Source organism: Roseibium algae, assembly GCF_037783265.1.
GTDB classification, from domain to species: Bacteria; Pseudomonadota; Alphaproteobacteria; order Rhizobiales; family Stappiaceae; genus Roseibium; species Roseibium algae.
Genome location: NZ_JBAKIA010000015.1, coordinates 15,141 through 40,531, shown reverse-complemented (window position 1 = coordinate 40,531; position 25,391 = coordinate 15,141). Strand labels below are relative to the sequence as shown.

20 protein-coding genes and 1 pseudogene are annotated in these 25,391 nt (G+C 54.1%); 14 read left to right on the top strand and 7 right to left on the bottom strand.

What is annotated here, in order from left to right:
- The first annotated feature begins 189 nt into the window (after nucleotides 1–189).
- The 5 genes from cysS (at nucleotide 190) to rarD (ending at nucleotide 5,800) form a co-directional block, all read left to right on the top strand.
- Entirely contained in the window at nucleotides 190–1,629 is a 1,440-nt protein-coding gene (gene cysS / locus V6575_RS18405; RefSeq protein WP_340276415.1) for a cysteine--tRNA ligase, read from the top strand.
- A gap of 66 nt (nucleotides 1,630–1,695) precedes the next feature.
- Nucleotides 1,696–2,175, top strand: a complete 480-nt coding sequence (locus tag V6575_RS18400; RefSeq protein WP_340276414.1) for a GFA family protein — start codon at nucleotides 1,696–1,698, stop codon at nucleotides 2,173–2,175.
- A complete protein-coding gene (gene pip, locus V6575_RS18395) occupies nucleotides 2,172–3,131 on the top strand; it encodes a prolyl aminopeptidase (protein WP_340276413.1) in 960 nt (319 codons plus the stop codon). The genes V6575_RS18400 and pip overlap by 4 nt, the downstream gene beginning before the upstream one ends.
- Nucleotides 3,132–3,194: 63 nt before the next feature.
- The gene (gene cimA, locus V6575_RS18390) at nucleotides 3,195–4,790 is read left to right on the top strand and encodes a citramalate synthase (protein WP_340276411.1); all 1,596 of its coding nucleotides are present in this window, start codon (nucleotides 3,195–3,197) and stop codon (nucleotides 4,788–4,790) included.
- Between the two features lie 26 nt (nucleotides 4,791–4,816).
- The gene (gene rarD / locus V6575_RS18385; protein ID WP_340276410.1) at nucleotides 4,817–5,800 is read left to right on the top strand and encodes an EamA family transporter RarD; all 984 of its coding nucleotides are present in this window, start codon (nucleotides 4,817–4,819) and stop codon (nucleotides 5,798–5,800) included.
- 56 nt (nucleotides 5,801–5,856) lie between these two features.
- Here the strand turns inward: rarD and V6575_RS18380 are convergent, their stop codons facing one another.
- The gene (locus V6575_RS18380) at nucleotides 5,857–6,465 is read right to left on the bottom strand and encodes an LOG family protein (RefSeq protein ID WP_340276408.1); all 609 of its coding nucleotides are present in this window, start codon (nucleotides 6,463–6,465) and stop codon (nucleotides 5,857–5,859) included.
- 242 nt (nucleotides 6,466–6,707) lie between these two features.
- Here V6575_RS18380 and V6575_RS18375 point away from each other — a divergent pair, with 242 nt between their 5' ends.
- The 4 genes from V6575_RS18375 to V6575_RS18360 all read left to right on the top strand — a co-directional run bounded on the left by V6575_RS18375 (nucleotide 6,708) and on the right by V6575_RS18360 (nucleotide 12,209).
- The gene (locus V6575_RS18375; protein WP_340276406.1) at nucleotides 6,708–8,285 is read left to right on the top strand and encodes a LysM peptidoglycan-binding domain-containing protein; all 1,578 of its coding nucleotides are present in this window, start codon (nucleotides 6,708–6,710) and stop codon (nucleotides 8,283–8,285) included.
- Between the two features lie 228 nt (nucleotides 8,286–8,513).
- Entirely contained in the window at nucleotides 8,514–9,020 is a 507-nt protein-coding gene (locus tag V6575_RS18370) for an ArsR/SmtB family transcription factor (RefSeq protein WP_340276404.1), read from the top strand.
- 74 nt (nucleotides 9,021–9,094) lie between these two features.
- Nucleotides 9,095–10,960, top strand: coding sequence for an ABCB family ABC transporter ATP-binding protein/permease (locus V6575_RS18365; RefSeq protein WP_422785605.1), 1,866 nt, complete (start codon nucleotides 9,095–9,097; stop codon nucleotides 10,958–10,960).
- Nucleotides 10,961–11,279: 319 nt separating this feature from the next.
- Nucleotides 11,280–12,209: a LysR family transcriptional regulator gene (locus V6575_RS18360; RefSeq protein WP_340276402.1), complete on the top strand. Its 930-nt coding sequence runs from the start codon at nucleotides 11,280–11,282 to the stop codon at nucleotides 12,207–12,209.
- A gap of 122 nt (nucleotides 12,210–12,331) precedes the next feature.
- Here the strand turns inward: V6575_RS18360 and V6575_RS18355 are convergent, their stop codons facing one another.
- Complete coding sequence (locus tag V6575_RS18355) at nucleotides 12,332–13,210, bottom strand: MFS transporter (RefSeq protein ID WP_340276400.1); 879 nt, start codon at nucleotides 13,208–13,210, stop codon at nucleotides 12,332–12,334.
- Nucleotides 13,211–13,449: 239 nt separating this feature from the next.
- On the opposite strand from V6575_RS18355, the gene V6575_RS18350 reads away from it, so the two are divergent.
- Both V6575_RS18350 and V6575_RS18345 read left to right on the top strand, forming a co-directional pair.
- Nucleotides 13,450–14,154 carry a phosphatidylserine decarboxylase gene (locus V6575_RS18350; protein WP_340276398.1) on the top strand — a complete coding sequence of 235 codons (705 nt, stop codon included), beginning with the start codon at nucleotides 13,450–13,452 and terminating at the stop codon, nucleotides 14,152–14,154.
- A gap of 136 nt (nucleotides 14,155–14,290) precedes the next feature.
- A complete protein-coding gene (locus tag V6575_RS18345) occupies nucleotides 14,291–15,103 on the top strand; it encodes a CDP-alcohol phosphatidyltransferase family protein (protein ID WP_340276538.1) in 813 nt (270 codons plus the stop codon).
- 61 nt (nucleotides 15,104–15,164) lie between these two features.
- On the opposite strand, the gene V6575_RS18340 is transcribed toward V6575_RS18345, so the two are convergent.
- Nucleotides 15,165–16,142, bottom strand: coding sequence for a bifunctional helix-turn-helix transcriptional regulator/GNAT family N-acetyltransferase (locus V6575_RS18340; RefSeq protein ID WP_340276397.1), 978 nt, complete (start codon nucleotides 16,140–16,142; stop codon nucleotides 15,165–15,167).
- A 277-nt stretch (nucleotides 16,143–16,419) separates the two neighbouring features.
- On the opposite strand from V6575_RS18340, the gene V6575_RS18335 reads away from it, so the two are divergent.
- The gene (locus V6575_RS18335) at nucleotides 16,420–17,301 is read left to right on the top strand and encodes a DMT family transporter (RefSeq protein WP_340276396.1); all 882 of its coding nucleotides are present in this window, start codon (nucleotides 16,420–16,422) and stop codon (nucleotides 17,299–17,301) included.
- A gap of 88 nt (nucleotides 17,302–17,389) precedes the next feature.
- Here V6575_RS18335 and V6575_RS18330 read toward each other — a convergent pair whose 3' ends face one another.
- From V6575_RS18330 to V6575_RS18315, 4 genes are all read right to left on the bottom strand, one after another.
- The gene (locus V6575_RS18330; protein WP_340276395.1) at nucleotides 17,390–20,953 is read right to left on the bottom strand and encodes an efflux RND transporter permease subunit; all 3,564 of its coding nucleotides are present in this window, start codon (nucleotides 20,951–20,953) and stop codon (nucleotides 17,390–17,392) included.
- Nucleotides 20,950–22,053: an efflux RND transporter periplasmic adaptor subunit gene (locus tag V6575_RS18325; protein WP_340276394.1), complete on the bottom strand. Its 1,104-nt coding sequence runs from the start codon at nucleotides 22,051–22,053 to the stop codon at nucleotides 20,950–20,952. The genes V6575_RS18330 and V6575_RS18325 overlap by 4 nt, the downstream gene beginning before the upstream one ends.
- Before the next feature lie 25 nt (nucleotides 22,054–22,078).
- The gene (locus V6575_RS18320) at nucleotides 22,079–22,636 is read right to left on the bottom strand and encodes a PadR family transcriptional regulator (protein WP_340276392.1); all 558 of its coding nucleotides are present in this window, start codon (nucleotides 22,634–22,636) and stop codon (nucleotides 22,079–22,081) included.
- Between the two features lie 461 nt (nucleotides 22,637–23,097).
- On the bottom strand, nucleotides 23,098–23,223 hold the full coding sequence (locus V6575_RS18315; RefSeq protein ID WP_340276390.1) for a hypothetical protein: 126 nt from the start codon (nucleotides 23,221–23,223) through the stop codon (nucleotides 23,098–23,100).
- Between the two features lie 208 nt (nucleotides 23,224–23,431).
- On the opposite strand from V6575_RS18315, the pseudogene puuE reads away from it, so the two are divergent.
- A pseudogene (puuE, locus tag V6575_RS18310) lies at nucleotides 23,432–24,331 on the top strand (allantoinase PuuE); the annotation flags it as partial.
- Between the two features lie 90 nt (nucleotides 24,332–24,421).
- The gene (locus V6575_RS18305) at nucleotides 24,422–25,318 is read left to right on the top strand and encodes a helix-turn-helix domain-containing protein (protein WP_340276389.1); all 897 of its coding nucleotides are present in this window, start codon (nucleotides 24,422–24,424) and stop codon (nucleotides 25,316–25,318) included.
- Nucleotides 25,319–25,391: the final 73 nt, after the last annotated feature.

Sequence of the window (25,391 nt, the reverse complement as noted above, 5' to 3'; positions counted from 1 at the left end):
TTGTAATCAAGGCAGGCTTGACCCCTTGGTCTAAAGCCGTCAGAAAGACATCATGATGACGGCCAAGTTGAACATCATTTCGAACACCATTATTTGCAGCTAGCGAAACCGCTGGCTGTGGCCGTTCCCTCTATGCAAAACGCACTTTGAGACGGATCGCCCGGCCTACCGGTCAGGAGATTTTTTGTCATGAGCGCCCCAAAGACAAGTGAAACCGTTGAGCAGAACGGCACTTTCAAAGGCTTGAAGCTCACCAACACGTTGACACGTCAGAAGGAGGACTTTGTTCCGATTTCCGATGAGAACGTGCGCTTGTATGTCTGCGGGCCGACGGTTTACGACTTCGCCCATATCGGCAATGCCCGTCCGGTTATCGTCTTTGACGTTCTATATCGTCTTCTACAGCATCTTTATGGCGCTGATTACGTCACCTATGTGCGGAACATCACGGATGTTGATGACAAGATCAACGCACGGGCCCTGCGCGATTATCCTGATTTGCCGTTGAACGACGCCATTGCCAAGGTGACGACAAAGACGGCCAATCAGTTCCATGCCGATGTGGAGACACTTGGCTGCATGGAACCGACCCACGAACCGCGCGCGACTCAGCACATTGATGGCATGGTTTCGATGATTCAAACTCTCATCGAAAAGGGCCATGCCTATGTGGCCGCGACGGAAACAGGCGGTGAAGTTCTCTTTGATACAGCTTCCATGCCAGCCTATGGAGGACTGGCCAAGCGCAATCTTGATGAGCAGCGTGCCGGTGCTCGCGTCGCGGTCGAGGACCATAAGAAAAGCCCCGGTGACTTTGTGCTTTGGAAGCTGTCTTCGCAGGACGAACCGGGCTGGGACAGTCCATGGGGCCGTGGGCGTCCAGGTTGGCATATTGAATGTTCGGTGATGAGTGAGCATCATCTTGGCAAGGTGTTTGATATTCACGGCGGAGGGCTGGACTTGATCTTTCCGCACCATGAAAACGAGATTGCCCAATCCTGCTGTGCACACGGTACGGACAAGATGGCCAACGTCTGGCTTCACAATGGCTTCGTCCAGGTCGAAGGGCGGAAGATGTCCAAGTCCGAGGGTAATTTCGTCACCATCCATGATTTGCTGGCAACTGTGAATTTCGGCGGACGCAAATGGCCGGGTGAAGTTCTGCGTTTGGCCATGCTGATGACCCACTATCGTGAACCGATTGATTTCTCAGTCAAGCGGCTGGAAGAGGCCGAGCGATTGCTGGCAAAATGGCCTGATGTCACGCCGAGCGATGCGGAGCCATCATCTGAAGTTCTGGATGCTCTCAAGGATGATCTGAACACGGCTGCTGCCATTCAGGCTTTGCATGCGCTTGCAGGCGAGGCGGCTCGTGACCCTGCCAAGATTCCAGTCTATTCAGCGACGGCTGCTTTGCTTGGCGTTGCTCCTGCCGTTGTCGATACAGGTGACCGTGATTTGGCGTCGATCCAGTCCCGCATCGATGAACGTCTTGCGTTTTTTGAGGCTAAAAATTGGGCCGAAGCTGACCGCATTCGTGATGAACTTGTATCTGAAGGAATTCAGCTAATGGATTCAAAAGACTCAGAGACTGGTAAGCGGGTCACCAGTTGGGAAGTGAGGCGATGAGGGCGCGCGGCCTATCTGGCGCTAGCCTCATCTACGTTCAAACTGTGTTCGTGATTGGAATCTTCAATGACAGATAATGAGCCAGACGCCCAGACTAAACACACTGGGGGGTGCCAATGTGGAGCAGTGCGCTACCGGATATCAAGCTTCGGCCGATCATCAATCTGCCATTGCCGGATGTGTCAGAAGGCGCTTGGTGGGCCGTTTGCAGCTTTGGTGGCTGTTTATGAACTGGAATACACCCGCGGTGAGCCGGCCTATTATCAAAGCTCCAATAAAGTCCGGCGGGGCTTCTGCAACCAGTGTGGCTCGCCGCTGACCTTTGAATTTGAAGGCGTAAATCCGGACGTGACCGTGACAACGCTGGATGACCCTGGCTTGGCCCCGCCGGTTGTTCAGCTTGGGTTAGAAAGCATGTTGCCCTGGTGTGAAGGGCTGGCGGATATGCCAAAGGAAGGTGCTGGGGCAGTCGAAACAGGCATTCAAAGCTACCAACATCCAGATCACGACACGGCTATTTGGCCTCAAAAGGACATGTCCGAATGACCTTACTGCGTGGCTTTTATCCCGAGATCGAACCCTATGCATCCGGTATGCTGGATGTGGGGGAGGGGCATTCCATTTATTGGGAGCGTTCGGGAACGCCAGGTAAGAAGCCTGCTGTGTTTTTGCATGGCGGGCCGGGCGGCGGATTTAGCGATGTGCACCGTCGCTTGTTCCACCCGGATCATTATGACGTGCTCTTGTTCGACCAGCGTGGCTGCGGCCGCTCTTTGCCCCACGCTGGGCTTGAAGCGAACACCACCTGGCATCTGGTGGCTGATATTGAACGCTTGCGCGAAATGGCTAGCGTTGACAAATGGCTGGTCTTTGGCGGCTCATGGGGATCCACCTTGGCGCTGGCTTATGCCGAAACCCATCCTGAGCAGGTTAGCGAACTTGTGCTGCGCGGCGTTTATACCCTGACCAAGTCAGAACTCGACTGGTACTATCAGTTCGGGGTCTCCGAGATGTTCCCGGAGAAATGGGAGCGTTTTCAAGCGCCGATCCCGGAAGCCGAAAGACATGACATGATGGGGGCTTACAGGAAGCTTTTGACTCATGCTAACAAGTCTGTCCGTGTGGATGCTGCACGTAGTTGGAGCCTCTGGGAAGGGGAAACCATCACCCTATTGCCGAGCGCAGAAAACACCCAGCACTTCGGCGAAGATGAATTTGCACATGCCTTTGCCCGGATCGAAAACCACTTTTTTGTTCACGCCGGTTGGCTGGAAGAGGGGCAGCTGCTGCGAGATGCGCATAAGCTTGCCGACATTCCAGGCACGATCATTCATGGCCGTTACGATATGCCATGCCCGTTGCGCATCGCCTATGAGCTGCACAAGGCTTGGCCAATGGCGGCGTATCATGTGATCGAAGGCGCCGGTCATGTGTTCAGTGAGCCTGGTATATTGGACCAGCTCATCCGGGCCACCGATCAATATGCTGGCATCAGCGGCTGATCTATTTCTTTGAACAGACCACGACTTAAGAAAGCCTTCGGGCGGTAATCAGGCAAAAGACCTATGACCAAGGAACGTCTCTATCTCTTCGATACCACCCTGCGAGATGGCGCACAGACGAGCGGTATTGATTTCTCGGTCAATGAAAAGATCGTCATTGCAGAGCTTCTGGATCGGCTTGGCGTTGATTACGCAGAAGGCGGCTATCCGGGCGCTAATCCGACGGACACTGAGTTCTTCTCCAAAAAGCGTACCCAAAAGGCGAAATTTACGGCCTTTGGCATGACCAAACGGGCGGGGCGCTCTGTCTCGAATGATCCGGGTCTACAGCAGATCCTGGCCGCAGAGGTCGATGCTTACTGCTTTGTCGCCAAGTCCTGGGACTATCATGTCAAGGTCGCGCTTGGCTGCACCAATGAAGAGAATCTGGAAGGCATTTCCGAAACTGTGAAGGCCGCAGTCGCCACCGGCCGTGAAGCCATGATCGACTGCGAGCATTTCTTCGATGGCTTCAAGGCCAACCCGGAGTATGCCCTTGCTTGCGCCAAGACGGCTTATGATGCTGGTGCGCGCTGGGTCGTCTTGTGTGACACCAACGGCGGCACGCTGCCTGATGAGATCAAAGGCATCGTTGGCAAGGTCCAGGCGGTCGTTCCCGGTGATCATCTGGGCATCCACACTCATGATGACACGGGCCACGCCATCGCTAATTCGCTGGCGGCGGTTGATGCAGGGGTGCGTCAGATCCAGGGCACGCTCAACGGCATTGGCGAGCGCTGCGGCAATGCAAACCTCATCACCCTGATCCCCACGTTGCTGTTGAAATCCTCTTATGCAGACCGTTTTGCCTTGGCTGTCACCAGGGAACACTTGACCGAGATCACGTCTATCGCCCATGCCTTCGATGAGATCTTGAACCGGTCACCGGATCGCCATGCGCCTTATGTCGGCGAGACGGCCTTTGCCACCAAGGCTGGTATTCATGCATCGGCGATCCTGAAGGATCCTCAAACCTATGAGCATGTTGCTCCCGAAACTGTTGGAAACCGGCGGCGCGTTCTGGTGTCGGATCAGGCAGGAAAAAGCAACCTTCTGGGAGAGCTGGCTCGGTTAGGCGTTGAAGTTGAGAAGACTGATCCGCGTCTTGATCGCTTGCTGGCAGACGTCAAGCAGAGGGAAGCTGAGGGCTATGCATATGAAGCAGCCGATGCTTCATTCGAACTGTTGGCGCGGCGGGCTCTGGGTGAAGTGCCCAGGTTTTTTGAGGTCAATTCGTTCCGGGTGATGGTCGAGCGCCGGTTCAATGCGGTGGGCGATCTGGTCAGTATGTCTGAAGCTGTGGTCAAGCTCGACATCGACGGTGAGCAGCGCATGTCGGTTGCCGAGGGCAACGGCCCGGTCAACGCTCTTGATAGGGCCCTGCGCAAGGATCTGGGAAAATATCAGACGGCCATCGACGGGCTGGAGTTGATCGACTACAAGGTGCGTATTCTAAATGGCGGCACTGGGGCGGTGACGCGGGTTCTGATCGAGAGCCACGACACGACGACCCATCGGCGCTGGTTCACAATCGGTGTGTCCAGCAACATCGTCGATGCCTCGTTTCAAGCCTTGGTCGATTCCATCAATTATGCGTTGTTGAAGGCAGGAGCTGTCTGACACGCTTGCCGTGAAAGACAATGAACATGAGCCAGGGTCCAGGTCCGGCAACACCGCCGCCGGTGGGGGCTTCCCCACTGAGTGCTGCGTCCGCAGCCAATTCGCCAGAGAATGACGCAAATGACGTGAAAACAGGGCTGCTGTTTGCGTTGGGGGCCTATGGTCTCTGGGGCTTCATGCCTGCCTACTATAAATTGACAGATACAGTGGCACCCGATCTCGTCGTGTCTCACCGGATTGTCTGGTCAGTGCTGCTGGTCGGCCTGTTTTTGTTGGTTATGCGCCGCTTTGGCGAGGTGATCGAGATTTTGCGCCAGCCCAAGCTTGTCGGCTTTCTGGGGATGTCAGCCTCTCTGATCGCATTGAACTGGCTGGTGTTCGTCTGGGCAATCGGCCAGGGTCATGTGCTTGATGTTTCTCTCGGCTATTTTATAAACCCGTTGGTCAGCATTCTGGTTGGCCTTGTTGTCTTTCGGGAGAAATTGAGCCCACTGCAATGGGCTGCAATCGGTCTGGCCTTTGCCGGCGTGGTTCTTCAGGCTGTTTTGGCTGGCGGCTTGCCCTGGGTCTCGCTGTTTCTTGCCTTTTCTTTTGCCGGTTACGGCTACATGCGCAAGGTCATTCCCGTGCGCGCAACGCCGGGGCTGTTCATTGAAACGGTTTTATTGTTCCCGGTAGCTCTAGGGTATTTGTTCCTTGGTTTGCACTGGGGGACAGACGCGTTTGTTCTTAAGCAGCCGCTTGTTCTGGCGGCGCTGATTGGAACCGGCGCCGTAACGGCAGTGCCCTTGATCATGTTTTCAGCCAGTGCGCGCCGGTTGCCGATGGTCCTGATCGGGATCATGCAGTACATAGCGCCTTCTCTGCATTTCATCATGGCCGTTTTCATCTGGAACGAACCATTGAAACCAACAACGCTGATGACTTTTGTCATTATCTGGATCGCGCTGGCTATCTTCAGCTTCGATTCCTGGCGCAGATGGAAAAGCGCGCGAGCCGTTGCTGTTTGAAGCGAGGGCGCGCGCCGCGATTGTTCCTGTTAAAGGCCGAGGCCCGCCCGGATAAATTATAGGTTTTCAGTCGCCGTACGGTCACCGTCCAGGCTCAGGGCGTTTGTGTTGCCGTTGATGGCATCTGCCAGCATTGGCAGTGCATCGTCGATTCGTTTGGCGACCAGATAAGGCACTTCCGTGTCCGGGCGAATGAAGCCTTGAGATCGCATGTGATTGAGCAATTCCAGCAGCGGTGACCAGAAGCCGTTGACGTCTGCGAGAAGCACAGGTTTGCGGTGCTGGCCCAATTGAGCCCAGGTCATCATCTCAACCGCTTCTTCCAATGTGCCGATACCGCCTGGAAGAGCGATGAAGGCATTTGATTTTTGAAACATCAATTGTTTGCGTTCGTGCATGTCCTGGGTGACGATCAAATCGTTCACGCTTGACAGCATTTCTTCGCGTTTTTCAAGGAAATGCGGTATAATTCCAGTGACTTGGCCGCCTTCCTCCAGGGCCGCCTTGGCGACAGTTCCCATCAAGCCGACAGAGCCGCCGCCATAAACGAGCCGCAGACCTGCCCCAGCAATTAGTTGGCCGAGTCGGACAGCCGTGGCCTCATAGATCGGATCAGTGCCGAAGCTGGAACCGCAATAAACACAGACGCTTTGAAAATTTGACATTCAAAATGTTTTGCACTGGTGGCCAACGACGTCAAGCGTGACGTTGCCTCGTTATGAACAGAAATGCATCAAGTCCTGCAACGCATCAGCGGATTTCTTGCCGCAATACAAAAAGCCGTCTATTCATGGCGTTAGTAGAAGTTTACCTAAGTCTGAAGCTGTCCTGATGCTTCGGTCATGTGGGAAAAGATCTTGACGGTACGGGAGGGACAGGGTTTCTCGCGCCGCGGATGGGAAGATAGATGACGCAACTTGCTTTGATCCGGGCCCTTATTCTGGCTGCTATTGTGGGATCCGTCGCCGTGGTGACTGGGATTTTTTACATCGGCGCCGACCGCGACCAGCTGGCTACTGCGCCAAATACAGATCAGGAGACTGTACCGACTGCTGCTTCTGACAATGCTCCTGCAAGTGATGCTTCAAGTGTGGCTGACCTTGGCAAGAAACCCGATGTTGCCCAGAAATCTGATGCAGCCCAGACAGTTGCCAGTGATGTGCCTGAAGCAACGACAGCGTCTGCATCTGACGAGAGCATTTCTGACCAGGTCGCTGATAATACTCCGGCCAGCGGCGAGACCTTGAGTTTTGATGTGGTCGGCGTCGAACCTACTGGCGATGCGGTCGTTGCAGGCCGTGCGGAACCAGGTTCAATCGTGGCTCTGGTCGCAAATGGCTCAGTTGTCGGTAAGACGGTCGCCAACACCAAGGGGGAGTGGACCATGATTCTGGATCGCCCATTGGATGCGGGTGACTATGATGTCGGTCTTCAGGTGCAAGATGACAATGGGAATGCAACCCATGAATCCAGTCAACGCCTGACGGTTTCTATTCCCGAAGATGGCAAGGATCAGCCTCTCGTTGTGTTGAGCAGCCCTGATGCCCCCTCAACGGTGCTTCAGAAAGCTGCGGTTGCTGAGCCCATGATTGCTCCTGTGCCTGATGCTGCTGACGAGCAAGAAGTTGTTGTGGCCGCTGCCGATCCAATAGCCGAGGCTGCTGCACCCAAGACGCCTGCGACCACAACGTTGGCGACTTCATTGGATGCAAAAGCCGCAGCTGAAGCCTCATCACCACAGAGCATTACAACATTAGATGAAACCGCCGCTGATCCTGTTTCTGCCGATTTGGAAGAGGATCCATCTTCAGAAAAAGGGCTGTCTGCGCCACAGACCTCAGAGTCAGACACTGCCGTCACAGAAGAACAGGCCGTTGCAGCCGCAGAGCCAGCACAGGCTGTAGCGACAGCACAACAAGAGACTGCTCCTGCCGCCAAACCCGAGCCGCTTGCGCTTGTTGTCACTGTCGATGCCGTTGAGGCAGAGCTTGGCAAAGTGTATGTCGCCGGGACAGGCAATGCAGATCTGCGCGTTCAGGTTTATTTGGGAGATATTGCTCTGGGCACGGTGACGGTCGGTGACAATGATCGCTGGTTGGTTGAGGGCGCAATGGCACTTGCTCCTGGAGCTGTCGAGGTTCGGGCTGATATGATCGGTCAAGATGGTCAGGTCGTCGGGCGGGCTGCAGTCACCTTTGAAAAAGAAGCAGAGGCCATCGTTTTGACTCGGGCTATTGCTGCTGGTGAGACAAACGAAGATGGGGCGGTCACGGTGGCGAAAGTTGCCAAGCCCTTGCCGAATGTCATTATCCGAAAGGGCGATAACCTCTGGCGGATTTCGCGTCGACTTTATGGTGATGGCGTTCGTTACACGACCATCTATCAGGCCAACAAAGGCCAGATCCGCAATCCGGATCTGATCTATCCAGGCCAGGTGTTCCTGACGCCCGAAGGTGATCTGAATTGGGATGAGAAGACGCAGTAAATCTGTGTTGCTCTCTTGAATTTAACCAGCACAAGCAGATTTGCCGCGGCTTTATTGCGCGTGGCGGATTTGCTATAAACGCCGGTTCATTTTTGTTTTCCCTTATCTTTCAGTCATGAACGTGATTTTTCCCGACACTGGACTTGTTAAAACCCGCTTTCATCGCATATCTACGATGAGAACTGCTGACGCAACGGTTGTGCATCGGCAATGCGGAGAGGGGTCTAAATGGAAGACGAGGGCTGCGGCGACAGTTCCGGTGGGGCAGTGCTGGCTTGCGATGATGTTTCCCTTACGGCATTGGTGGCCGGTGAAAGGGAAGGTCTGGCGAGGATCTTCCGGGCACTTGGTCACCCGGCTCGCCTTGCCATCATCGAAGCGCTCGCGCAGCGCCCAGGTGCCTGTTGCGGTGACATCGTCAACACGCTGCCTCTCGCACAATCGACCGTATCTCAACATTTGCAGGTCTTGAAAGAGACTGGTTTGCTGACATGCAGCACCCGTGGCCGCTGTTGTCATTACGATCTCAACCTAGACATGCTGCAAAAGGCTGGCGTTGCCTCGGGTGAGTTTTTTGCGCGGATCGAAGATCAATGCTCCAAGTGCGCCGTGGATATTGCACCCGGTAAACCAGACGCCAGTTCAGGCGCTCGGCCTGACCTTCAAATCGAAATTCAAAATAATGGCGCCCATCACGCCAACGAGGGCGGAAAGCCCCATGGAGACCTCGTTTGACCGACCCCACATCAGGCCCCTCAGAAGTCGATCCGAAAGACATACCCGGGGAAACGGTCTCACCGGATAAGCCTGTGAGTGCAGACGAAGGGTCAACCTTCAGCACATTGATTAATCTGTGGCCCTATATTTGGCCAGACGACAGGCCAGACCTGAAAAAGCGGGTGATGTGGGCGGTCGTCGCTCTTGTGATTGCCAAGATTGTCACTGTGTTCTCGCCGTATTTCTTCGCTTGGTCGACGGATGCGCTGACTGGTGAGACGAACAATCTTCCTGCGTTCCTGATTGCGCCAGTCATGCTTGTACTAGCTTACAATGCGACGCGTGTTTTGGCCGTCGGTTTCAACCAGCTGCGCGATGCCCTTTTTGCGCGTGTTGGTCAGCATGCTGTACGTCAACTGTCCAACATCACCTTCCGGCATTTGCACAGACTGTCTCTTCGCTTTCATCTGGCGCGACGTACGGGCGGTTTGTCCCGTGTCATTGAGCGTGGGGTCAAGGGTATTGAAGCCATCGTCCGCTTCACAATCCTGAACGGCATCCCGACAGTGCTGGAATTTGCCATTATGGCGGTGGTGATCTGGTGGCAGTTCGGGCTGGATTATCTGCTGATTGTTGCTGGTATGATCGTTGCCTATGTGTGGTTCACCATCAAGGCTTCCAATTGGCGCATCGCTATTCGCCGTCAGATGAATGACAGCGACACAGAGGCCAATTCCAAGGCCATTGACAGCCTGTTGAATTTCGAGACGGTCAAATATTTCGGCAATGAGGACATGGAGGCGGCCCGCTTTGATGTGTCGATGGAGAAATACGAGACAGCGGCGACCAAAACCTGGACATCGCTGGCCTGGTTGAATTTTGGCCAGACAGTCATTCTCAGCATAGGCATGGGCGCATGTATGGTGCTGTCCGCCTGGGCTGTGATGGACGGAACCCAGACGATCGGCGATTTCGTTCTGATCAACGCACTTTTGATGCAGATCTCCATTCCATTGAATTTCATCGGCTTTATTTATCGCGAAATTCGCCAGGGCCTTGCCGATATCGAGAGCATGTTTGATCTGCTGGGCGTACCTGCCGAGATTAAGGACAAGCCTGATGCGCCTAATCTTAAGGCCGTGGAAGGGCGTATCGTTTTTGACGACGTGCATTTCCACTACGATGCCAATCGTCCGATCCTGAAAGGCATTGATTTTGAAGTGCCGGCTGGCAAGTCGGTCGCCATCGTTGGTCCATCCGGTGCGGGTAAATCGACCATCTCACGCCTGCTGTTCCGCTTTTATGATGTGACGGGCGGTGCCGTTTTGATTGATGGGCAGGATGTGCGCGATGTTGCGCAAAAGAGCGTCCGCGATGCCATCGGCATGGTGCCGCAGGACACAGTCCTGTTCAATGACACCATTGCCTATAATATTCGCTATGGCCGTCCGGATGCAACCGACGAAGAGGTTCGGGAAGCGGCGCGCATGGCGCAGATCCATGACTTCATCGAGAGGCTGCCAGATGGCTATCAGGCAGAAGTCGGCGAGAGAGGTCTCAAACTGTCCGGCGGTGAAAAACAGCGCGTTGCCATTGCCCGCACGATCCTGAAATCACCTCCGATCCTGATCCTGGATGAAGCGACGTCCGCTCTGGATACGCACACAGAGCGAGAGATTCAGGCCGCTCTTGATCAGGTGTCAAAGAACCGCACAACCCTGGTGATTGCCCACCGTCTGTCGACCGTGGTCAATGTCGATCAGATCATTGTGCTGGCCGCCGGTGAGATCGCCGAGCGCGGAACCCATACCGAGTTGCTGGCCAAGGACGGTCTCTACACCTCTATGTGGGCCCGTCAGCGCGAGGCTGATGAGGCCGAAGCGCGTCTGCGAGCGGCAAAGGAAGCTGACGAGCTGGGCGTTATTCAGCGTGGTCCTCGTGCAGGAGAGCCTGTCTAGGTGGCGCACTCATGAGCCTGCAGCCGGTTTTAGCTCCGGTTCAGATGGGCCTACCTTTCTGGCGCTTTGATTGGGGCAGGAACTTGGGTCGTTGTCAGATTGTTTTGGATTGTTCTTCGCTGGCAGCAGGCCGAGAAGATGTAAAACAGTTATGATAAATGTCCTGATTGCTTGATGGCGCAGGTGTCTCCCGATGCGTACGTATTTGTCACCTGTGTGCAACATGGTCGTCTCCTTCTGTGGTGAAGGGACTTTCTCATATTTCGAATGATGATATAATCAGGCTTGTTTCTCGAAGACCTTTCGGAGTTTTGGGATAATGCGGCTTGAGGATCTTCGTTTTTTCACACGTGTTGCAGCGCTCGGAAACCTGTCTGCGGCAGGACGGGAGTTTGGGCTGTCGCCGTCCGCGGCAAGTTCACGGTTGACCAGTCTTGAGCGCGAGTTGGCAGTGCAGCTTTTTGCACGAACCACACGCAGCCTTGTCTTGACCGAGGCGGGGCAGGTGCTGTTGGATCATGCCGGGATTGCTCTGGCGCAAATGGATGCCGCATTTGAGCAGCTGGAAGCCGTCAATGCAGCGCCTAGTGGTGTTTTACGGATTTCATCCAACATGTTCTTTGGCCGAAAACATGTGCTGCCGCATCTTGGGGAATTCAGGGAATTCTACCCTGATCTTCGAATTGCGATTGATTGTACGGACCGCATCGTCGACATTATTGGCGAGGGATACGATATGGCGATCCGAGGCGCTCCGATGCCGGATTCTTCTCTCATGGCGCGGCGGCTTGGTAGCGATCAGCGGGTGCTGTGCGCTTCTCCTGCTTACATTGAGAGAAAAGGCCAGCCCAGATCGCCTTCGGATCTGATCAATCATGACTGTATTGGCGTTGAAGCCATGCCGATTTGGTATTTCGATGGGCCGGATGGAGAGATTGTCCATCGCGTGGCTTATTCGATCCATGGCGATAGCGGCGATTTTTCCTATGACGCGACTCTCCATGGTCTGGGCCTGAGCGTCAAATCTATCTCTCATGTGTGGGAGGAATTGAGAGATGGGCGGCTGGTGTCTGTGATGAACGATTATCCGATCGCACGCACTGGCGATATTTGTGCCGTCTATCCCCCTGGAAAATATACATCTCCCAAAGTGTCTGCCTTTATTGATTTCTTGCAGTCCAAATACGGTCGACCTCCTTATTGGGATACTGACTATCGTATCAGCGTGCCAGTGAGCGATTTGGACTGAGGTGTTGTCAGGCCAAGTGCTGCCGGTTTCGCTGTAGGCTGAGCAGGAATCCAGGCACCCCAAGCCTACAATTGTTGATACAAAGGCGGCGATTCCAACATGAACAATGATCCAGCCCCCAATCAGCGGAAAGCCGAACACTCCGACAAATACCACAGCACGAACCATGTCAGGGCGGCGTTTTGATGGGTTTTGCCCGGCGCGTCATTCACGGCTTGGGCCTGGATCAACGGATAGACCAGGCCATATCCGATGCCGAGCAGGACGGCAGAAACAATCTGCGCGGCCACACCATAGGCAAGCGCAGAGAGTACAGCCGCGCCGGCGGTCATGATCACCAGCAAAAGCGGAACGGCTACCCTTGACGAATAATCAGTCACCAGGCGGGCAGGAAACCAGCTGGCAATCACAACTGTGATTGCATATGCTACGAAGAATGTGCCTTCCGTGAGAGGCGTATTCTCGATCAGGGTAGACTGAAATGTCATTGCTCCGCTGAAGACGCCAGCCCCCAGTGCCACCATGATAATGGGAAACCGCGATGTGCTGGCTGAAATCTGTCCAATGGACCGGCCCCACGGTGAAATGGTTCCAGATGTCCTTGCAACTGGGCTGCGGTTTTCAAATAGGAACAGCAAACCGGCAGTAAGCAGACAGGCAGTCGCAACGCCGCCAAAGAAAAGCGATGTTGAAACGTCCAACTGGTCCAGCATGAATTCCGCAATGAACGTGCTCAGACCAACTCCGGCCATCATATTCGTGAAGCCCAGACTGAGGAAAAGGGCCCCAATCCCGTCCAAGGTCGCCGCGCCAATTCTGGCGGAGCTCCATACAATAGAAGAAACGCTGATCAAGGGGCCAATCATCGCGGCAATGAGAATGGCCCCTGTGTCGATTTCATCTCCGCCAAAGGATTTGAAGTGCCGATTAAAGACGAAGGTCGCACCGTATCCTTTGGCGACCAGAAGTGTCCCGTAAACCAGATTTCTTGGGGCAGGCATTTCAGCCCGTCAAAAGATATCCGGGAATACGGGGCAAGCGAACGTGGATTGGTCCTGAGTGCAATCAGTAATCTTGCGGTATTATTGCCCTGGAGAGGCTGAAAACGGTTCTCTTGCAGGCTAAAACCGACTAGAAGCGAAGCTACGAGCGAAGGTGCTGACTGTAGCATTTCGCCAAAGTATATGAATCATCCCGCCGGAATTGCAGCGGTGAGGATCTGAGATGTTGGAAGAAGACCATGTCGCTTGTTGATTCCGTTACCAAGGCCTTTGTCCCCATTCACCGCGAAGGCTGGCCTTTTATCGCTATCGCTCTGGCCGCAACAGTGGTCGTCGGTTGGTTCGTTGACCCGTTGTTCTGGATTGGTCTGATCCTGACAGGTTGGGTCTGTTATTTCTTCCGCGATCCGGCACGCGTAACGCCTGTTGATGATGATCTTGTCGTCTCACCAGCTGATGGTGTTGTCAGCCAGGTTGGTCCGGTTCGCCCGCCAGAAGAGCTGGAGCTGGGCAGCGAGCCAATGATGCGGATTTCGATCTTCATGAATGTGTTCAATTGCCATGTTAACCGCGCGCCAATCGGTGGCAAGATCACGCGGGTGGCTTATCGTGCAGGCAAATTTCTCAACGCGGAGTTGGACAAGGCGAGCGATGACAACGAACGCAATGGTCTTGTGATCGAGCGCGGCGATACACGCATTGGCGTAGTCCAGATCGCAGGTCTGGTTGCCCGCCGTATTGTATGCTTTGTGCGCGAAGGTGAGAATATCTCTGGCGGAGAGCGCTTCGGTCTAATCCGTTTTGGGTCGCGTCTTGATGTCTATTTTCCAGACGGAACGGTTCCTCGTGTTGCCATCGGACAGACCATGGTGGCCGGAGAAACAGTGCTGGCAAATCTTGCCGATGCTGGTGGCAAGGGTCAGCCTCTGACCCGCGTCAGCTGAGGGCAGGGCTTTGGACGATTTCCCGCAAGATGCAGTGCCAAAAAGCTCGACACCTGACGGCGTGGCCTATGCCAAGGCCAAGACGAATGACAGTTCGTACGCTCAAAAAACCAAACGCCCGCCACGGTTTCGCCGGGTGCCTCTGCGGTTGATCCTGCCCAACATGGTCACATTGATGGCTCTGTGCTCCGGGTTGACGGCCATCCGCATGGCCTTCGAGGGCCGCTGGGAGTTTGCCATTGGGGCTGTCTTGGTCGCAGCTGTACTGGATGCGCTTGACGGGCGTTTGGCTCGGATGCTCAAGGGCACGTCGCGCTTTGGCGCAGAGCTGGATTCGCTTGCTGATTTCGTCAACTTTGGTGTCACTCCGGCCTTGATGCTCTACGTCTGGATCCTGAATGAAGCCGGGTCCCTGGGCTGGATCGCGTCGCTTGTCTTTGCCATTTCTGCATCTTTGCGCCTTGCAAGGTTCAATGTGGCTCTGGATGATCCGGACAAGCCCGCTTGGGCCGCCAACTTCTTTACCGGTGTGCCAGCTCCCGCCGGTGCGCTGATCGTTTTGATGCCGATCTACTGGGAATTTCTGGGCGTTTTGCCGCATTGGCCAGAGTTTGCGCCCGGCGTTGCACTCTATGTGATCGCCGTCGCATTCCTGATGATCAGCCGCCTGCCGACCTTTTCAGGCAAACGGGTTGGAACCCGAGTGCGGCGCGATTATGTGCTGCCGCTGTTCGTCGGTGCTGTGCTTCTTGTCGCGCTCACTGTCAGTTATCCGTTCCGCATGCTGTCGCTTGGGTCGGCGCTTTATCTCGTGTCTATTCCCTTCGCCTGGCGCTCCCATCAAAAGTATCTTCAAGGCGACAAGACACTTGCTGCCGGGGATGATGATGACTGTGAAGACACCGACCTGGACCACCTTGGCGACCGGGACAAGCATGACGCGGGGTAGGTGCGTTCGAGGATGCCTTTCAAATCGGAATTCCAGCCCACTTAAATGCTGAATTTTGAGATTAAGAGAGCCGATGCCGGATGAACTTTTGTTCGGTGATGGACTTGCCCCACTGATCTCCATCGTATTCATCGACGAGAGCAAAGCCGTTTTGCTCATAGAGCTTTCTGGCGGCATCGAGGCCTTTCACGGTCCACAGATGGATCTCGTTGAAGCCATGCGCATCGCAGTGGCTGAGGGCCTTGTCCAGAAGTCTGCGACCCAAGCCTTTGCCGCGGAGGCGTTCTGACAGGATGAACCAACGCAAATGGGCAATGTTACCGCTGAGGTCTTCGCCATCAATGGTTACCGAGCCAATGATCTGGCCTTCCACAACAACGCTCCAGCTGTTGTTGAGAGGGCTTGCGAGCCTTTGAACAAACTCCGCCATAGCTTTTGAAACGAGGCTTTCGAAAGTCGGACCATTGCCGATGACAGACCCGTGGGTTCGGGCGTGGAGCGCTGCGATGTCGCCGATCATTCCTGTTTGATAGCCTTCTACGATCTTAAAACTATCTGCGCCACCGATCGTCTTTTCCTGTGTCTTTGCCGTCTGGCCTGTCCGAACCTCTTTCAAGGCATTGGCATAGGCGCTGAGAAGGCGCTCTAGATCTGCTGCCGTTGCACCTGCCAAATGCGGCAGTGCGGATTTGACCATGGTCTCTCCATAAGCCGTTACGGCCTTGAAGGTGTCCCGTCCTTTAGGTGTCAGGCTGAGATTATGAGAGCGGGCATCGGTTTCCTGACGGGTCTTTGTGATTTCACCGCGCTGTTCCAGTGCCAACAGCATCCGGCTTACTGTGGATTTTTCCAGATTCAGTCTTCGTGATAGGTCTTTAGCGGTCAGGTATCCTTCCTGCCCGATCTCCAGAATTGTGTGAACGGCTGAAGGAGACAGCTCCGTTCCTGCCAGCGTTGGCTTCAAAAAACCGTGCTCGCGAACCAACTCGCGGGAGGCTTTTCGGATAGAGGCAATGAGATCAGGGGAATAAACAGTCATGATTGATCCATTTAGTTGTAATGTGCAACTATATGGCTGAAAAAGTGACCTAGCAAGGTAAAAATTTGAAGCCGGACTGCGCAGCTTTACTGCGGCGAAATGTTTGGAGATTGTTGATCAGCGATTCATGGTAGGAGCGCGTTGGGCTTTTGATCCGGCCCTTTTCATAATCAGATGCTGTGCGAACCAAAAATCACCCAACCGGGCTTGTTGCCTCTGACGGATGCTGATCAGCTGACTGGAGTTTTCAAGCATTTGGACTTTAGGGGCAATGGTGATGGCTGAGGTTAAGGGGCGCGCCAGGTCACAAGCGAGCGTTGGTATTTTGTTGATGTGCGCGGGAGTTCTATGCCTTTGCATCAATGATGCCATCGCCAAGACATTGACGGCAGGTTATGCGCCCCTTCAGATCCTATTCCTGCGCAGCATCATTGCATTACCATTCGCAGCTCTAATTGCGCTTAAGATGGGCGGCGTTCAGGCGTTTCGAACTTACCGGCCGACCGCACATCTCCTAAGGGGCATTCTCTGGCTTGGAGCCGCGACCCTGTTCTTCTCGGGTCTGAGCTATCTTGGTCTGGCCGAAGCAACGGCGCTTGTGTTTATTGCTCCGGTTTTTGTTACGGCTTTGTCAGCGCTTATATTGAGGGAGCACGTTGGCTGGCGGCGCTGGCTGGCAGTGCTTGTCGGATTTTTGGGAGTGCTCGTTGTGGTTCGACCCGGAACGGCAACCTTTCAGATGGTATCGCTGTTTCCTCTTGCGACGGCATTTTTATACGCCATGCTTATGATCAGTGCACGGTGGGTAGATCAACGGGAAAGCGTGTGGACACTTATGTTCTATCTCGTGGCGACAGGGGCCTTGCTGAGTGCTTTCCTGGCGCCATTGTTCTGGACGGACATTCGGACTGACGACATTTGGCTGTTTTTTGCCATTGCGCTGTTTGGTACAGCGGGCATTACCTTGATGACTCAGGCTTTCCGGTTCGCACCGGCCTCAGTGGTCGCGCCATTTGATTATAGCGCCTTGATTTGGGCAACCATCCTGGGCTGGATGCTCTGGGATGAGATCCCGGATCTTGCCACCTACATCGGGGCGGGGATTATTATCATGTCGGGTGTTTTTATTGTTTTGCGTGAGCGACAGCTGGAAAGCTGAACGTCAAATATATTCGCATGAACGATGTGGTTTTCGTGTCTTCAAATATGCCTCAAGCGCCGGGTTATGCCGGCGCTTGAGGGGGATGCTATTCAGCTGCGTGGGGCAGCTCGTCCTGCCTGGTTGGCTCAGTGGGGCGTTTTTCGATTTGAACCACCTTGGCAGCAGGCCGGTCTTCTTGCATAGGCTTAGATGGCTTGCCGTCCGGAACAATGTCGTCATTGTTCTGACCTCCGCTACCACTTACTTGAGATGTGGCAAGGGGTTGTTTCGATTTCCGGTTCCAAATGCGCAGCCATGTTCTGACCCAGACGCTTGGTAGGGCAATCATCACCGGTATCATCACCAAGGTCAGGATCGTCGAGAAGGCGAGGCCTGAGATGACCGCCGTCGACAGCTGAACCCACCAGACTGATGTAATGCCGCCGTAGGCAGTGACCTGATTGAAGAAGTCAAAGTTGATCTGCGTTGCCATCGGAATAAGACCGGCAATGGTCGTGATTGTGGTCAGCAGGATCGGCCGAATTCTCTGAGCCGAGGTTTTCAGGATGGCATCCAGTGGTTCCAGGCCGTCCTCGCGGAACCGGTTGTATGTGTCTATCAGGACGATGGCGTTGTTCACCACGATACCAGCCAAGGCCACGACACCTGTCCCGGTCATGATGATCGAGAACTTCTGTCCGGTGATTATCAATCCCAGAAGAACGCCCATTGCCGACAGTACAACGGTCGAGAGCGTGAGGACCGTTTGGTAGAATGAATTGAACTGGGTCAAGAGGATCAGGAACATCAAGAACAGGGATCCGATCATTGCCTTCACAAGAAAGGCACCGGATTCTTGCTGATCTTCATCTGCACCGCGAAATTTGATGTAGATATTGTCAGGAAAGGTCTGCGCCTTGATCCATGCGTCGAGTTCCTTGACCTTGTCATCAGGCAGGGCACCGGAGGACGGATCAACAGAGGCTTTCAGCATCATGGAATAAAGGCCATCACGACGGGTGATTGATGACACTTTGCGAGCAGGAGTCCTATCAACGAAATTGGCCAGTGGAACCAGCCCGAGTGGAGTTTGAAGCCGCATCTGGTCAAACCGGTCAAGCGTACGCTCGGCATCTGGCAGGCGAACCCGAATGTCGACTTCGTCTTCACTGTCTGTTGGACGATATTTGCCGATCAGGACACCATTGGTGACCAACTGGACCATTGATCCAACCGCTGCAATATCAGCCTTGTAGCGACCTGCCTGTTCACGGTCTATGTCAATCTGCCACTCGATGCCCGGTAGAGGACGGCTGTCTTCCTGATCCAGAAGGCCGGTCATGTTGTTAAGGTGGGCACGAACGCGTGCAACCTGTTCCACCAATGTATCGTAGTCGGTGGACCTCATTTCTAGCTGAATGTCCTTGCCAGTTGGCGGACCGCCTTCAATCTTGCGAGTTTCCACTTTGATGCCCGGCAGAGATGCTGTGCGTTCGCGGATTTCGGCAAAGATTACCTTGGCTTCAGGACGGCAACAGAAGTTTGCCAATTCCAGCTGCAACTGGCCTATGACGTCAGCCGGCTTGTCCTGGACGCCATCGATGCTGCTGCCACCGCCGCCGCCAGGAGCGGAGGCCGATGTGACGACATTTTCAACGCCTGGAATCTGGAGCACCTGGTGTTCAACTTGCAGTACCAGATCGCGGGATTCCGCAGCGGACAGATTACCGCGCGCAGATACCAGTACGATGGCCTGATCCGGTTCTTCATCCACGAAGAATTCCACGCCGGTCGGGTTGGATGCGAAAGTCGTGAAGATCATGAAGCAGCCGCCGATCATCACGACAATGGTGACGACGTTGCCGATTGGATTGCCAGCGAGCAGTTTCAGGAACCGGACATAGAGACCGGTGACACCCTTGATCTTCTTGACATCAAAGGTGTTATCTCCCGATAGGGCCTGTGCTTCTGTGCGCTCAGCTTCAAATCGCTTTTGCGCTCGGGCTTGTGACCAACGAACAAAGGGTCTGAGTACGTAAAAGGATGCTATCCCGACCACCGCGAAGGCAACGAAAGCTGCCAGGTAGAGAACTAGGCCGGTGAACATCACAGGCAGGTCAGGCGCATTTAGAACGATAATGGCTGCGACTAAGCCGAACACCAACGATAGAAGTATCGTTGCATGGCGACCCATGAAATGAGACACCTGTGCAAAGATGCCCCCCGAGACGGGCAGGAACACCATGGCTGTCAGCAGCGAGGCGGACAGGACTATGATGACCATGATTGGCAGGTAGCTCATGAACTCGCCCGCCACCCCTGGCCACAACAGCATGGGGAGGAAGGCGACAAGGGTTGTCGCAGTCGAGGAAACGATTGGCCAGAACATCAGACGGGCCGCTCGGATATACGCTTCCCGGTCTTCCATTCCTTCTGAGATCTTGCGGTCGGCATATTCTGTCATGACGATCGCACCATCGACCAGAAGTCCGACGGTCAGCACAAGGCCAAACATGACCATCGTGTTGACCGTGTATCCAAGTCCGCCAAGGATGACAAAGCCGACCATGAATGAGGTTGGAATTGCCAGGCCGACCAGAAGGGCAGACCTGAGGCCCAGCGTCGCGACCACCAGGATCATGACAAGGAAAATGGCAGTCAGGATGGAGGATTGCAGCGACCCTAGGATCTCGAAAATATTCGCCGACTGATCAAGCAGAATGTCGACTTTAACCGCAGACGGCCAGTCTTTTGCTGCTTCCTCAACAACATTGCGAACGGCAACGTTGTTATCGATTACGTTGGTGCCGATACGTTTGGTGATCTGCAGGGAAATCGCCGGACGACCGTTTACGCGGGTATAGCTACTGGCGTCCTTGAAGGTCCGCCGAATGTCGGCAACATCGCCAAGGGTGACAAGGGCTTCCCCGTTCTGCTTGACCGGCAATGAATAGATATCATCGGCGGTTTCGACCAACCCTGGAACCTTGACGTTGAAACGACCCTTGCCGCCATCAATGTATCCAGCAGGTACAAGCTGGTTGTTAAGCGACAGTGTGTTGAACAGGTCCTGCTGACTGACCGAATAGGCCTCCAGCTTGTCCGTATCAATCAGGATTTCAAGCAGTTCTTCCCTATGTCCGGAGAGGTCTGCCGTACGAACGGTGTCAATGGCTTCGATCTGATCTTTGAGACGGCGGGCAAGTCGATAAAGTGTGCGTTCGGGAATATTTCCAGACAAGGCGACGGTGATGATGGGCACAAGAGCGAGGTTCGTTTCCGAAACCGTCGGCTCTTCTGCATCTGCAGGCAACTCGCTCTTGGCGCGGTCGACCTTGTCGCGAACATCAATAAGGGCTTCGTCCTTGTCGAATGAAATGTCGAACTCAAGAACAATACCAGCGTGGCCCTCAGAGGCGATTGCTGTCAGTTCCTTGAGACCATCAAGCCCTCGCAACTGGGTTTCCATGGGACGCACCAGCAGCCGTTCGGCATCTTCAGGTGAAATGCCTTGCTGGGAAATCGAGACATAGAAAACCGGTACATCGATGTCCGGAGTGTCTTCCTTGGGAATGGCGATATAGGTGGCGACACCGGCAACAATCAGGGCCAGCATCAGCACAAAGACTGTTTTCGGTCGGCGCAGGACGCCTTCGAGCATATCAATCATTGAGTTGCCTCCGCAGTTTTGAGCACCGGATCCACGAGCTCGCCATCAATGACATAATCCTGGCCAACCGTGATGACAGTGACCTCGTTTGGCAGGCCGCTGACCCAAACACCGTCTTCTTCGCCGCCCAGTACGGTTGCTGGGTAGAATACGGTTTTGTTGTTCGTATCGACGCCGCGCACGCCGACCAATCCGGCATCATTCAGCGTTAGAATGGCAGGGCTGATCTTGTGGGCTTTTTCGCTCGCGAGAGACAATGTTGTCAAAGCTGTCACACCATCGCGTGCCAGACCGTCAGGATTTGGAATTTCAACTTCAATGCGGAATGTGCGTGTGTCCGTATCAGCTGCTGGCGCAATATAGCGCACTGTGCCCTCAAAGGTCTGTCCGGTGACCAGTTCAACTTTGGCTGGCATCCCGATGGTCATCTTCGCGATGTCAATTTCCGAGACCTGACCGATGGCTGTCATGGGATCCGTATCGACAACGCTTGCGCAAACATCCCCGATATTCAGCCGGGAACCGATGTTGGCCATAGGGCTTTCGGTGATCCCGTCAATCGGGGAGCGAATGACAGTCCGTTGCAGTTCCAACTCGGCTTCCTGAAGGCGGGCATCTGCTGCATCGAGCTGTGCCTGGACCTGTGCGACCCGGGTTTGGGCTGTGAAGCCTTTGGTTTGCAGCTGGGTTGCAGCTGAGTGATCCAGCTTGGCTTGTGCAACCATTGCCTTGGCTTCAAGGACGCTTGCTTCGCGCGTTCCCTTGTCCAGTTTACAAAGGATGTCGCCAGCAGAAACGCGAGAACCTTCACGCGCAGGGCGGTCAATTACTTTTGCAGCGGTTTCAGAGCGTACCTGGACCTTGGCGTTGGCCTCGGTCCGGCCTCTGATATCAAGTACGGCTGTTCTTTCGCTGGCGGTAAGATGCATAACCTCAACGCGGAACGGTGCGTCAGCGGCCGGATCTTGTCGCTCAGCTGGCGGCAAAACCGCATCTGGGCTGTCGGCGCGTCCACCAATCACAACCGTACCGGAATACATCCAGGCACCGATGCCGGCGGCAAGGCCCAAGGCCAGAACATATGAAAAATTCAAACGCATAGATAACTCCAGAAAGTCGTCTTGTTTACTCGGCGGCTGCAACTGCAGGGGAGGTGCTGTGCGCGCCTCGAGCAATGTTGAGAAGGGCCTCGGCATGGGATTCGAGGTAATTCAAATTGAATGTCATACAGGCAATGCCGTACTCTCGGGTCCAATTGGATCCGGCATGTGAGCTCTGGGTGTTGTGAATTGTCAGCGAATCCAGTGAATTTTGAATTTGGATGCGACGGTTTTCAATTGCCTTTGAGATCGCCTCCGGACCAACTTGTTCAGCGTAAAGTGCCACCAGTAGAAATGGAGACTTAAAGCTGTCTGGAGCTTGCGGTTCTATAAGGTCCTCGAGGAATTTCTCGCGGCCTGCGTCGGTGATTGCATAGACTTTCCGAGTGGGCTTGCCGTCCTTATGTTCTTCGCGAACGGTGACAAGCCCATCCGTTTCCAGACGGGCAAGCGCAGGGTAGATCGATCCGAAGCTGGCGTCCTCGAAATAACTGAACCGGCCCGTGGTGGATTCCTTGCGGATTTCATACCCGGTCGCTTCGCCAAAACTGAGGATCGCCAAGCAGAGGCTACGAACGCTCATGCAATATTCCTCAGGTGGATGATCATCGGCAGTGTTCTTTCGATTGCCCTGTCCAGCGCAATCCCAAACCGACAATTTCAACGCAGTCAGTGCAGCGGGTTCTCAGGAGTTCTGCAGGCCACCAGCCCAATAGACGCATTTCAGATCGTTCGCATTCAGAATATTGCCGGTTGGAGCCTCTATAGTTCCAGCATGATATCTATTCTATATATATCGTTTGTATATATGCGCAATCGATATAACAGTTTTGTGATGAAAGAGCGCCTGGCCGGAGGGCAATCGCAAAAAAAGCGATTACTGGCGGCTTGCGCCGAGGGGCGCTCGTTTCTCAGCCATGATTTTCGGGTGGAGCAGGTATCCCTTATTTGTGAAGGGACTTTTGCGGGGACTTGAACAAAGGGGCGGTGGTTGCGCTTTTGCAGGCTTTTCCGCTGATCCAAATCCAATTCGCGATAAATTGGTTACTTGGAAAGTTGCGCGCTTATGATGTTGTCAGCCGTATGTGCATTCACGCGTTCGAAATCGACGAAGAGTGTCATTGCGGCAGCCGTGAGCAGGAACAGCAGTCCGGCTGATGTCAGTTTCATGAGATGTTTCCTTGTTTGTTTGTTGAGACAGCTTTTAAGCCGCCTCTTTCTAAAGTTGAGGAAACCTATCCATTAAAATTTGAAGCATTTGTTATTTCTAACTAGGGATTCATGATCCTTGGTTTGACCTGCGTCCATTGTGCGCTTGCAACATTGCGCGGGTTGGGGTTTTCTCAGGTCAACTCAGTTTGATCAGGATTTCCGTGATATGACATCATCTTACCCGCGCGATATGGTTGGCTACGGTCGCAATGCGCCAAACCCGGCTTGGCCTGGTGGTGCCAATATTGCTGTCCAATTCGTGATTAATTACGAGGAAGGTGGAGAAAACAATATTCTTCATGGTGATGCTGGCTCTGAGGCTTTTCTATCTGAAATCATGGGTGCGCAGTCTTGGCCGGGCAAACGTCACTGGAATATGGAATCAATCTACGAATACGGATCTCGCGCTGGTTTCTGGCGTTTGTGGAGAATGTTTACGGAGCGCTCTATCCCTGTCACCGTCTATGGTGTGGCAAGTGCGATGGCTCGCAATCCTGATGTTGTCGCAGCCATGAAGGAAGCCGACTGGGAAATTGCTTCCCATGGCCTGAAATGGATCGAATATGCCGATATGCCGGAAGAGCTTGAGCGCGAGCAAATGCGCGAAGCCATCCGCATACACGAGGAAATAACCGGCGCCCGCCCGCTGGGCTGGTACACTGGTCGCTGTTCCATGCAGACCCAAAAGTTGGTGATGGAAGAGGGAGGCTTTCTTTATGATAGCGACAGCTATGCAGATGACCTGCCTTATTGGGTTGATGGCCCGGAAGGTGATCATCTTGTCATTCCCTATACGCTCGACACAAACGACATGCGATTTGCCGCCGTGCAGGGCTTCAACTCCGGCGATCAGTTTTTCACCTATCTGAAGGATTCCTTTGACACCCTTTATGCCGAAGGTGAGGCAGGGGCTCCGAAAATGCTGAACATTGGCCTGCATTGCCGATTAGCTGGCAGACCTGGCCGGGCAGCGGCTTTGGCGCGTTTCATGGACTATGTAGCCTCACATGAAAAAGCCTGGCTGACCCGCCGGATAGACATCGCCTGGCATTGGCATGCCCATCACGCACGCGGTTAATTCCAGGGCCTTCTCAGGCTTTGCGGCTCGCTAGATTTTCCAGCTTGTTCAATCTCGCGTTGGAGGTGACACTCCACTATGGACCTATCATCGACAATTCCGCGATATCACCTTTATGGCGAGGGGGATTCCGCAAATGATTTCGATTTCTTTCATATCGAGGCCATTCGCGCACGCTCCCAGCCATTGGGATGGTCGCTAGAGCCGCATAGCCACGCATATTTGTTCCAGATTCTGATGATCACAGAAGGCGTTGGGCGTCTTGTGGATGATGCGGGAGAGCATGAGGTCTTGCCGGGCGCTGTTGTGTTTAATCCTGCTGGGGCAGTGCATGGTTGGACATTCACGCCAGACACATGCGGACATGTGGTCACATTCAGTTCTGATTATCTGGGGGGGCGGGAAGAGAACCGCAGCGAAGCTGAGCGAACAGCTTTAAGGTCTGCGCGAAACTTGGTTTTCCAAACAGAGCCGCCAGACTTTCAGCGCCTTATGTTTTATCTAGGTGAAATGGCCGCTGAATTCGACAGTGGTCAACGGCGCAGGGATGTCTATCGTCCTTTGCTGGCGCTGGTGCTGGTTCATCTGTTCTCACGAAAGGTTGAGCCTGCGGATCTGGACAGAACGCCCGAATTCTCGCTGTTTCGGTATCGGGCCTTGGTTGAGGATAATTTCCGGGCTGAACGGGGTGCTGATTTTTACGCTGACCAAATGGGGCTGACCACCCAAAGGTTGAACCGCTATTGCCGCTTGTTCATGGATCGTACCGCCACCCAAAGCATTCGGGATCGACTGGTTTTGGAGGCAAAACGACTTTTGGCGTTCTCCAAACTCAGTGTCTCTCAGGTCGGTTATGAACTTGGTTATGAAGATCCTGCATATTTTTCAAGAGTTTTTCGCAAGGAAACCGGTGTATCTCCCCAAGAATTCCGTACACGCCAAGTGCATGTGCAGCCTGTCGAGCCTGGCACCTAGCACTGTCTCGTTTACCTTTAATGTTAATAATAACCTAATAAAAGGCCTGCACCACACAGTTGTAGAGTTGTGC

What these genes read in the sequence shown, in the direction of transcription:
- V6575_RS18400 (WP_340276414.1), top strand. Translation starts at nt 1,696, where the DNA reads ATGACAGATAATGAGCCAGACGCCCAGACTAAACACACTGGGGGGTGC.
- V6575_RS18350 (WP_340276398.1), top strand. Translation starts at nt 13,450, where the DNA reads ATGTCGCTTGTTGATTCCGTTACCAAGGCCTTTGTCCCCATTCACCGC.
- cimA (WP_340276411.1), top strand. Translation starts at nt 3,195, where the DNA reads ATGACCAAGGAACGTCTCTATCTCTTCGATACCACCCTGCGAGATGGC.
- V6575_RS18325 (WP_340276394.1), bottom strand. Translation starts at nt 22,053, where the DNA reads ATGCGTTTGAATTTTTCATATGTTCTGGCCTTGGGCCTTGCCGCCGGC.
- rarD (WP_340276410.1), top strand. Translation starts at nt 4,817, where the DNA reads ATGAGCCAGGGTCCAGGTCCGGCAACACCGCCGCCGGTGGGGGCTTCC.
- V6575_RS18315 (WP_340276390.1), bottom strand. Translation starts at nt 23,223, where the DNA reads ATGAAACTGACATCAGCCGGACTGCTGTTCCTGCTCACGGCTGCCGCA.
- pip (WP_340276413.1), top strand. Translation starts at nt 2,172, where the DNA reads ATGACCTTACTGCGTGGCTTTTATCCCGAGATCGAACCCTATGCATCC.
- cysS (WP_340276415.1), top strand. Translation starts at nt 190, where the DNA reads ATGAGCGCCCCAAAGACAAGTGAAACCGTTGAGCAGAACGGCACTTTC.
- V6575_RS18355 (WP_340276400.1), bottom strand. Translation starts at nt 13,210, where the DNA reads ATGCCTGCCCCAAGAAATCTGGTTTACGGGACACTTCTGGTCGCCAAA.
- V6575_RS18330 (WP_340276395.1), bottom strand. Translation starts at nt 20,953, where the DNA reads ATGATTGATATGCTCGAAGGCGTCCTGCGCCGACCGAAAACAGTCTTT.
- V6575_RS18375 (WP_340276406.1), top strand. Translation starts at nt 6,708, where the DNA reads ATGACGCAACTTGCTTTGATCCGGGCCCTTATTCTGGCTGCTATTGTG.
- V6575_RS18360 (WP_340276402.1), top strand. Translation starts at nt 11,280, where the DNA reads ATGCGGCTTGAGGATCTTCGTTTTTTCACACGTGTTGCAGCGCTCGGA.
- V6575_RS18335 (WP_340276396.1), top strand. Translation starts at nt 16,420, where the DNA reads ATGGCTGAGGTTAAGGGGCGCGCCAGGTCACAAGCGAGCGTTGGTATT.
- V6575_RS18370 (WP_340276404.1), top strand. Translation starts at nt 8,514, where the DNA reads ATGGAAGACGAGGGCTGCGGCGACAGTTCCGGTGGGGCAGTGCTGGCT.
- V6575_RS18320 (WP_340276392.1), bottom strand. Translation starts at nt 22,636, where the DNA reads ATGAGCGTTCGTAGCCTCTGCTTGGCGATCCTCAGTTTTGGCGAAGCG.
- V6575_RS18305 (WP_340276389.1), top strand. Translation starts at nt 24,422, where the DNA reads ATGGACCTATCATCGACAATTCCGCGATATCACCTTTATGGCGAGGGG.
- V6575_RS18380 (WP_340276408.1), bottom strand. Translation starts at nt 6,465, where the DNA reads ATGTCAAATTTTCAAAGCGTCTGTGTTTATTGCGGTTCCAGCTTCGGC.
- V6575_RS18340 (WP_340276397.1), bottom strand. Translation starts at nt 16,142, where the DNA reads ATGACTGTTTATTCCCCTGATCTCATTGCCTCTATCCGAAAAGCCTCC.